This window comes from Nonomuraea maheshkhaliensis, assembly GCF_039529435.1.
Classification (GTDB): domain Bacteria; phylum Actinomycetota; class Actinomycetes; order Streptosporangiales; family Streptosporangiaceae; genus Nonomuraea; species Nonomuraea maheshkhaliensis.
Window position 1 is genome coordinate 1 of sequence record NZ_BAAAMU010000224.1, and the last position, 8,182, is coordinate 8,182.

At 72.6% G+C, this 8,182-nt stretch carries 9 protein-coding genes; 2 read left to right on the forward strand and 7 right to left on the reverse strand.

The annotated features are described in order from the left end of the window. Window positions 1-218: 218 nt before the first annotated feature. The gene (locus ABFX54_RS54970) at window positions 219-1,094 is read right to left on the reverse strand and encodes a universal stress protein (RefSeq protein ID WP_346115312.1); all 876 of its coding nucleotides are present in this window, start codon (window positions 1,092-1,094) and stop codon (window positions 219-221) included. 320 nt (window positions 1,095-1,414) lie between these two features. Here ABFX54_RS54970 and ABFX54_RS54975 point away from each other — a divergent pair, with 320 nt between their 5' ends. Then, the gene (locus ABFX54_RS54975; RefSeq protein ID WP_346115313.1) at window positions 1,415-2,212 is read left to right on the forward strand and encodes a universal stress protein; all 798 of its coding nucleotides are present in this window, start codon (window positions 1,415-1,417) and stop codon (window positions 2,210-2,212) included. Window positions 2,213-2,258: 46 nt separating this feature from the next. Here ABFX54_RS54975 and ABFX54_RS54980 read toward each other — a convergent pair whose 3' ends face one another. Together ABFX54_RS54980 and ABFX54_RS54985 are read right to left on the reverse strand one after the other, a co-directional pair. Then, complete coding sequence (locus ABFX54_RS54980; protein WP_346115314.1) at window positions 2,259-2,489, reverse strand: hypothetical protein; 231 nt, start codon at window positions 2,487-2,489, stop codon at window positions 2,259-2,261. Window positions 2,490-2,700: 211 nt separating this feature from the next. Beyond that, window positions 2,701-4,215: a GNAT family N-acetyltransferase gene (locus ABFX54_RS54985; RefSeq protein ID WP_346115315.1), complete on the reverse strand. Its 1,515-nt coding sequence runs from the start codon at window positions 4,213-4,215 to the stop codon at window positions 2,701-2,703. A 340-nt stretch (window positions 4,216-4,555) separates the two neighbouring features. Between ABFX54_RS54985 and ABFX54_RS54990 the strand changes: the two genes are divergently transcribed. Beyond that, entirely contained in the window at window positions 4,556-5,197 is a 642-nt protein-coding gene (locus ABFX54_RS54990; protein WP_346115316.1) for a DUF2202 domain-containing protein, read from the forward strand. Between the two features lie 47 nt (window positions 5,198-5,244). Here the strand turns inward: ABFX54_RS54990 and ABFX54_RS54995 are convergent, their stop codons facing one another. From ABFX54_RS54995 to ABFX54_RS55010, 4 genes are all read right to left on the reverse strand, one after another. Then, window positions 5,245-5,619 (reverse strand): thioredoxin family protein, encoded by a 375-nt coding sequence (locus tag ABFX54_RS54995; protein WP_346115317.1) that lies wholly within the window; start codon window positions 5,617-5,619, stop codon window positions 5,245-5,247. Between the two features lie 48 nt (window positions 5,620-5,667). Next, complete coding sequence (locus tag ABFX54_RS55000) at window positions 5,668-6,525, reverse strand: sulfite exporter TauE/SafE family protein (RefSeq protein WP_346115318.1); 858 nt, start codon at window positions 6,523-6,525, stop codon at window positions 5,668-5,670. 43 nt (window positions 6,526-6,568) lie between these two features. Continuing rightward, a complete protein-coding gene (locus ABFX54_RS55005; protein WP_346115319.1) occupies window positions 6,569-7,141 on the reverse strand; it encodes a rhodanese-like domain-containing protein in 573 nt (190 codons plus the stop codon). Between the two features lie 27 nt (window positions 7,142-7,168). Then, on the reverse strand, window positions 7,169-8,182 hold a 1,014-nt coding region (locus tag ABFX54_RS55010; protein ID WP_346115320.1), incomplete at its 5' end, for a rhodanese-like domain-containing protein.

An 8,182-nucleotide genomic window follows, 5' to 3' on the forward strand; every position in this document is an offset into this window, starting at 1 on the left:
ATGTTCGAGAAGTACTTCATGTGGAAGTCCCGTCACGGCTACGTACGGCTCCCGTAGCGGCGTGCCGGAGGTGAGAGGAGCGCGTCATGCCGACTGCCGCTGACCCCCGAGATGCCGGAGCGGACGGCCGGGGCCGCGCGCCGCGGCTGACCGGCGAGCAGGTGTGGCGGGAGCCGGGCAGAGCGTCGCGCGCCGGCGCTCCCTGCGGGGCTCGTATCTCACACGGATCCCTCGTGAGGCGGGGGTACGACCATGACGGGCCGATGGGCGTGGTGCAACGTGGCCATCGCGACGCTGCCGGTGAGGATTTCCCGGGTCGCTGAGCGCCCTCGTGTTCCGACGACCAGCGCGGCCGCGCTCTGTCTGCGGCAGTACGCGCCGAGCGCTTCGGCGACGGCGCGTCCGTGCGGGCCGTGCCCGGCGGCGACCTCCACCCGCTCCACGGTGAGGCCCTCGGCCGGGGGCCGGCCATCTTCAGGCGAAGCGGTTTCCATGCCGTCCACGTGCACGGCGATCAGATCCCGTCCCGGAAACAGCCGCGCCGCCACAGTGCGGGCCCCTTCGGCTCCGGGCGAGCCGTCCCAGCCGATGACCACCGGCCCGCCGGCCTGCGCTGCCTGCTCGGCGGTCAGCAGGGGGTGCGGCACGACCAGGACGGGGCGGGGCGTGTAGTGCACCACCATGTCCGAGACGCTGCCCAGGACGGCGTGGGCGCCGCCGAGGCCGCGAGAGCCGACGATGACCAGATCAGCGTCCAGGTCCTGGGCGAGTTGAGCGAAGCACAGTCCTTCGCCGCCGTACGTGCGCCGTACCAGTGGCTCGGCGTTCCATCCGGCGGTGCCCGCGAGCCTGACGCCGCGCTCGGCGAGCCGACGGGCTTCGGCTTCGCCCTCGCGTTCGATCGCCTCGATGAAGGAGTTGATGCCGGCGACGCCCGTCCACAGCCGGCGGCGCAGGCTCTCGCTGGCGAACGGCGGGGTCCACAGGTGGGTGATCCACACGTGGGCCTGCGGAAACAGCGCCGCACCTGCGTCGATCGCCGCGGCGGCGGCGGGGGAGCCGTCATAGCCTGCGATCACATCGATGGTCATCATGTACCTCCTTGGCAGCGGGAGCGTCGGATGGGGACGGCGCCCGCGGCAGACGACCGCACCCGCTTCGCCGTCAGCCTCGCCTGCGCCGGCTGCCCGCAAACGGAGGCTTAGGTCATGCTTGTGCCTGCCGTTGGTCCTTCGCTTCTCATGGGGCGGGCCGGTCGGCCGTGGGTGTGCGCGTCCTCATGACACGGTTGCCGGACGATGTCGTTCCACGGGGAGTTCCCGCCTGCCGGGATGATGGAGCGCTCGCCGCGGCCGTCGTCGCCTTCGACAAGCGGCTGCGCCGCCGGATCATGGAGAAAGGAGAGGGTTCGTCCATGGAACGCATCATCGTAGGATTCGACGGCTCGCAGGGAGCAGCCGCGGCGCTCGGCTGGGCGCTCGGTCAGGCTCGTCTGCACCACGCCGACCTCCTGGTCTGGACGGTGCTGCCGGAGCAGACGGCGGCGGCCACCGAGAACGCCGTGGTCCTGGATGATCTGCGCCGAACCGTCCGAGACATCACCCACAGTGCCGCCGAGATGCGCGTGACCCGTGGCCACCCGGCGGCCGAGCTCGCCGCGGCCTGTACCGACACCGATCTGCTGGTTCTCGGATCACGGGGCCGTTCCCCTCTCACCGGGCTGCTGCTCGGCTCGGTCAGCAGAGGCTGCCTGCACCAGGCGCCCTGTCCGGTGACCATCGTCCCGGACCGGCCGCGACCCGCCCGTCCATACGGCCGGGTGATCGTCGCGCTGGACGGCTCGCCGTCCTCGCGCCTCGCTGTGCGGCTGGCGGCCGAGGAGGCCGCGCTGCGCGGCGCCGAGCTGCACGCCGTGCACGCCGTCTACTGGGATCCGCTGGGCGCCGAACTGCTTGCGCCCGATGCCGGCGACCTTGTGGCCTGGGGGGAGCGTCTCCTGGCCGGCGAGCTGGCCGAGCTGCAGGTCCAGGCCCGGCCCGTCGTCGTGCCCGGCCACCCCGCCGAAGCGCTGACCCGGCTCGGCGCCCAGGCCGACCTGCTCGTCATGGGCCGCCGCGGTCGCAGCCGGCTGACCGGCATCCTGCTGGGCTCCACCAGCGACTACTGCGCCCAGCATGCCCTTTGCCCGGTCATGGTCGCGCCCGCCACCTGACGTCACCAGCGCGGGTAACGGTGGGGTGCCGTCCCGTCAGTGGCGTTCAGAGGACCAGGAGGATGAGCAGGATCATCACGGCCACGAGCGCGGTGGTCACGGTATGCCGGTCGAACCAGGCGAGCAGGCGGTCGATGGGCGGGGAGACCGTGGTGGCGGGGGGTTCGGGCGCGAGCGTGCTGAGCGTCCTGACCCGGACGACGAACGCCGGGTCCTCGCGGGTGAGACGGCCCTCGATCCGGAGCAGCCTGAGATGATCCTTCCAGCTGAGCCGCATTGTCCTCATCTCCTTCGTCGGTCGTGTTCCGTCAGGTGCCGGACGTGTGCCTCCTTGCCAGCATGGGCGGCCGACCGGCCACTGTACGGGGGCCGAAGTCCCGTCTGTGAAGGCCGATGGTCCTCCGTCACGCCGGTACCCGGTGGCCTCGCGGACGGGACCCGCGTGCGGCGCACGAGCTCGCGCCGGCCGGCGGGCCCGGGGGACACGACTAGCCTGGGCGAGCGGAAGTGCCCTGATCATGGCCGCGCCTTGTGGTGTCCTCTTTGCTTCCGGCGTGCTCGGGGCGCGACGTTCGGTGCCATCGGATGCCGAGTACGGAGGCGGTCACGAGGACGCCACCGGCGACCATCACGATGAGCGAGCCGCCGACCGCGCCGCCGGTCCAGTGCCAGATCGCCTCGGGCACGGCGAGCGTGAACCCGCCGACGCCGGCCACGAGCAGCACCCAGGCCCGTTCCCGCCGGTACAGCAGCAGGCAGGCGACCGCCACGGCCGCCGTCATCACGTACGCCCAGACCATCGTGGGGTCGTACCCGAGGCCCTGCTGGCCCCCGAACAAGGCGATGACCGCGCCGAGCCCCAGGCCGAGCCCTCGTTGTCCGATCACGCCGGTCAGCACCAGGGCCGTCCACGCCACCCCCAGGACGACCAGCGACAGTCCCACCGCCAGCACGGAGCCACCGGTGAGCTCGTCGGCGAGTGAGCCGGTGGTCAACGCGGCGAAGAACGCGCACGCCAGGGTCGGCGGCGCGGTGCGCGCCAGGGCGTAGCCCAGCGCGGCCACCAGCAGACCTGCCGCGCCTGCGAGCACCGTGGTGTGATCGGCGGCGAGCTCCGCGGCCGCCAGCGCGGCCGTGGCCGGGGCGAGCGCCAGCGACACCGAACCGGAGCGGCTCCGCGCGGTGGGCGCGCGCTCCCGCGGCCGGGTGCCGAGCAGGGCGATCCCGGCGGCGAGCAGCGCGGCCGTGGCCGCCAGCAGGATCACCACGTGCGCGATCCGCGACAGGTCCGCCCATGAGGTGGCCGCCAGGGATAGGGCCCCGGCCAGCAGCAGGCCGCCGCCGACGTACCCGGCCACCTCCGCCCAGCGCACCCGAGCCGGTGGGGCGATCTGCTGGAGCGCCTCTCGCACGGCCATCGCCTGAGCGGCGGAGATCACGCCGTCGCGGACGAGCTGAGCGAGCGCTTCGTCGGGTGTCCTGGTCATCGGCACTCCTTTCACATCCTCGAAGGCTGTACGGTCCAGCGAAATGGCGACTTCGGCCAGGCCCTGCCTGATCTGCTGGTGGCCGGACCCGTCCGAGCCCGTGACCAGCGCCGCGACGGGACGGTTGTCGGCCAGATAGGTGGCGGTGAAGGCGTCGTAGCCGTGCTTGAGCGCGGCCTCGGCGAGCAGTTCGATCATCGCCGTGGCCAGCCCCACCCGCCGCCAGGCGGGGTCCACGGCGATGGCGACCTCCGCCGTCCGCTCGTCCACCGGCTCGTATCGGGCGATGGCGATGCCGCGTCCCGTGGCGGGATCGAAACCGGCCAGGGCGAGCCGCCGCGCGTAATCCACGGTGGTCAGATGCCGCAGCAGTTCCCCGGTCAGCGGCGGGGGCGCGCCGAGGAAGCGGCGGCGCAGCGTCTCGGCGTCCGCGTCGCGGATGGCCTCGGCCAAGGCGGCGGCGTCATCGGGGACGATGGGGCGCAGGAAGGCGGTCCGCCCGTCCTGCAGTCTCACCGTGCGTTCCAGGTCGCTTGCGTAGCCGGGAGGAGATCGCGATGGTCGGTTTCCGAGCATGAGCACTCCTTCCTCAGACCAGGCGAGTCGAGCCTGCCCCCGCCCGCCGTCAGCGGACAGGGGCTTACGCCACGGGCGGGTGGGCCTTTCGTCTCTGATGCGAAGAGGCCCGCAGCGGAGCGGAAGGGGCGTCGACGCCGATTTCCGCGCCGTGCAGGGGCGAGGCCTGCGCGTCGGCCTTCTCCACTGCGTCTCCATCGGCTCGTCACGGCCTCTGCGCCTGCCCGCCGGACAGTGAGGGTGCAGGACACAAGAGAAGACGATGGACCCGGGAGGGGTCATGAAGCGCACAAGGAAGTTCGCTCTGGCCGTCGCGGCCGGAGCCGTCACCGCGGGCGCGCTCGTCGCGGCTCCGGCGCTGGCGGCCGGGCCGGGCGGTCCCGGTGATCCCCGGCCGCAGGGGCAGGGGCAGTACATGGGGCAGTACATGGGGCGGGGCAACCCGGACGGGTACTGCATGCTGTTCGATCGAAGCGCTCCGAAGGGGACGCTCACGGCGGCGCAGAAGAGCGCGCTCGCCTCGGCGGCGGAGCAGGAGAAGCTGGCCGTCGACCTTTACGCGGCCTTTGCCGACCAGTACGATCTGCGGGTCTTCGACCGGATCGTGGCGGCCGAGACGCAGCACCTGAGGGCGGTGCGCACGGTGCTGGCCCGCTACGGCGTGACCGATCCGACCCAGGGGCAGGCGGCGGGCGAGTTCGGTTCGGCGTCGGTGCGGGCGTCCTACGACCGGCTGCTGGCTCAGGGGAAGTCCGGCGCTCAGGCCGCGCTCAAGGCAGGCCGGGAGGCCGAGCAGGCGCGGATCGACGCGCTGCGCAAGGCGCTGTCCGGGCTGACCGCCCCGGACGTGAAGCAGTTGTACACCAATCTGCTGCGGGCCGAGCGGATGCACCTGACGGCCTTCGAGCGGTGGATCGGCTGAGAGCCGCCCTACGATGGGTGCCCCCGGCGTGATCGCCGGGGGCACCGTCATGTCGCGGCGGCTTGCCGGTCGGCGATGCTGGCGCGGACCTCGTCCATGTTCAGGCCCCGGACCTGGGTGATGAGGTCCTCCAGTGCGGCCTCGGGCAAGGCGCCGGGCTGGGCGTAGACGACGACGCCGTCGCGGATGACGATCAGTGTCGGGATCGACGTGATCTGGAGTGCGGTGGCCAGTTCCTGCTCGGCCTCGGTGTCGACCTTGCCGAAGACGAGGTCGGGGTGGCGGCCGGCGGCGGCTTCGAAGACCGGTGCGAAGCGCCGGCAGGGCCCGCACCAGGACGCCCACAGGTCGATGAGGATCGTTCCGGTGCCGGTGACGTGCTCGGTCCAGTTGGCGGCGGTGATGGTGATCGGCTTGGTCATGACTTACTTTCCCTTCCTAATACCCATGGGGGTATTAACACTTGAGCGTCAAGGCTGATTCCGTTTGATCGTTCGGCGTCGCCGCAGCAGGAGGGCAACTGCGGCCGCCAGTGCTGTCAGCGTTGCCGCGGCGGCGGTCCAGGCGCTGTGGAGCAGGGCGGGCGGTGCCTGCTGGATGAGGACGAAGGCGCCCATGACCAGCACGAACCAGCCGAACGCCTTGCGGAGGCGGTCGGCGTTGATGCGGCCGGCGAGGGAGCCGCCGGCGAGCCCGCCGGCGACGGCGGCCGCGGTGACCGGGAGTGCCAGCGACCAGTCGAGGGGGACGCTGTGGAGGTATCCGGCCAGGCCGGCCAGGGACTTCATGGCGATGACGAGCAGTGAGGTGCCCACGGCCACGCCCATGGGCAGGCCGCCGAGCAGGACCAGCGCGGGCACCACCAGGAAGCCGCCGCCGGCGCCGACGAGGCCGGTGACCAGGCCGACGGCGACGCCTTCTGCGATCACGTGGAGGACCGGCAGTTCGTGGTGGGCAGGTCCGGCGGATGGGGTGCGGCGATGGCGGATCATGGCGATGGCGGTGGCGAGCATCATGGCCGCGAAGGCGGCCATGAGGAGTGTCTCGGGCAGGTGCGGGCCGAGCAGTCCGCCCCCGTACGCGCCCGCCATGCCGGCCGCTCCGAAGATCAGCCCGGTACGCCAGCGGATGCGCCCGGCCCGGGCGTGCCCGATCGCGCTGACCGCGCTGGTGACGGCCACCACGAGCAGGGACATGGCGATGGCCTGCTTGGTCGGAACTCCGGCGAGATAGACCAGCACCGGGACGGCGAGGATCGACCCGCCGCCGCCGAACAGGCCGAGCGCGACGCCGATCAACGCGGCGGCGGTCAGGGTCAGGAGGAACACGATTACCCCCGGGGGTATGCAGAGGTCATGGGAAAGCCCGCGTTCAGCCGCTCGTCCTGGAGCGGCGCAGGCGGGCGAGGGCGGCTTCGACGTCCACCCCGGCGGCGCGGTTGTAGGGCAGCCGGGCCAGCAGCAGGCCCATGGCGCAGGTGTCGGTGAGAGCCGCGAACGTCAGGCCCGCCCCGGCGAGCGCGGCCACGAACACGGCGGCGGGGATCCAGAGGCTCGCCACGATCGAGGCGAGCACGATGCTGCCGGCGGCGAGCCGGACCTGGCGCTCCAGCGTCCAGCGGGCCCGGCCGCGGTTGACGGGCGCTCCGGCGGCGATCCAGGCGTTCATGCCGCCGTCCAGGACTACGACGTCGGCCAGCCCCGCGTCGCTGAGCGCCGTCCGGGCGCGTTCGGCGCGGTTGCCGGACTGGCAGATGAGCAGCAGGCGGCCGCCCGCGTCGGTGACGACGCGCCGCAGGTGCGCGTCCACCTGGTCGAGGGGCAGGTTGATGGCGCCGTCGATGTGCGCGCTGCCGAACTCGGCCGGGGTTCGGACGTCCACGACGAGGACGTCGGGGTTGGCTTCGATCAGTGAGCGGGCGGTGGCGGCGTCGATGTGGGACACGGTTTCTCCTGATTCGGGTTTTGACGGTCAGGCGGCGTCACGGTCATGCAGCGCTGCGGCGATGTCGGCGACGCCCGCTCCGGTGAGCACGATCGGCCGGTAGCCCTCGCGCGCCAGGTAGGCGGCGGCGATGGCGGCGCGGCGGCCGGAGGCGCACGCGAGGAGTACCGGCCGCTCGGGGTCGAGCTCGGTGGGGATGCCCTGGGTGAACAGGCCGGGCAGGAATCGCTCGATGGCGCCCTCCAGCCGGGTCTGCTCCCGTTCGCTGGGCATTCGCACGTCCAGGAGCTGCGCGTCGGGCTGGAGCAGTTCGACGAAGGCGTCGAGGCCGGCGAGCCGGTAGGTCTGGGTGGCGGCCTCGCCGAGGTCGCGGACGACGCCCTGGACGGTGTCGATGCCGATCTGGGCGAGCTGGGTGACGGCCTCGGTGACGTCCTGGCCGGGTTCGGCGACCAGGGTGATCGGCTCGTCGTGGGGGAGTAGCCAGCCGGTCCAGCTGCCGAAGTCGTCGTCCAGCTCGATGCCGTACGAGCCGGGCAGCATGCCCCGGGCCTGGACATGGCGCGGGCGGATGTCCACGACGTGGCCGGCGGGCTCGTCGAGGTCGGGCACCCGGACGGGTGGCATGGGCGGCACGCCGAGCGTGTTGGCCGGGCCCATGTGCCGGTAGAAGGCGGGGACGGGCATGGGGGCGGCCAGGAGCGTGTCGGCGAACCGCTCCGGGTCGTCGATGGCCAGCAGCGGGTTGCCGGTCAGCTCGGTGCCGATGGTGGAGGTCAGGCGGCCGGCGCCGGTCGCGGTGCAGAACGAGCCCTCGCCGTGGGTCGGATACAGCGCGGTGCCGGGTGGCAGTGCGGCCAGGCGGCGCAGCGAAAGGTGCTGCAGGCGGGCCAGGGAGCGGGCGCGTTCGGGGCCGAGGAGATCGGGACGGCCGGCGGAGGCGACCAGCAGGCTGCCGCCGGAGAACAGGGCGACCGGTTCGCCGTCGATGAGCACCAGGTAGCTGGTGTGCTCCGGGGTGTGGCCGGGCGTGTGGATCGG

Excerpts from the sequence above, each read along its gene's own strand:
- ABFX54_RS54970 (WP_346115312.1), bottom strand. The coding sequence starts at position 1,094 with ATGATGACCATCGATGTGATCGCAGGCTATGACGGCTCCCCCGCCGCC.
- ABFX54_RS54995 (WP_346115317.1), bottom strand. The coding sequence starts at position 5,619 with ATGACCAAGCCGATCACCATCACCGCCGCCAACTGGACCGAGCACGTC.
- ABFX54_RS54990 (WP_346115316.1), top strand. The coding sequence starts at position 4,556 with ATGAAGCGCACAAGGAAGTTCGCTCTGGCCGTCGCGGCCGGAGCCGTC.
- ABFX54_RS54980 (WP_346115314.1), bottom strand. The coding sequence starts at position 2,489 with ATGCGGCTCAGCTGGAAGGATCATCTCAGGCTGCTCCGGATCGAGGGC.
- ABFX54_RS54975 (WP_346115313.1), top strand. The coding sequence starts at position 1,415 with ATGGAACGCATCATCGTAGGATTCGACGGCTCGCAGGGAGCAGCCGCG.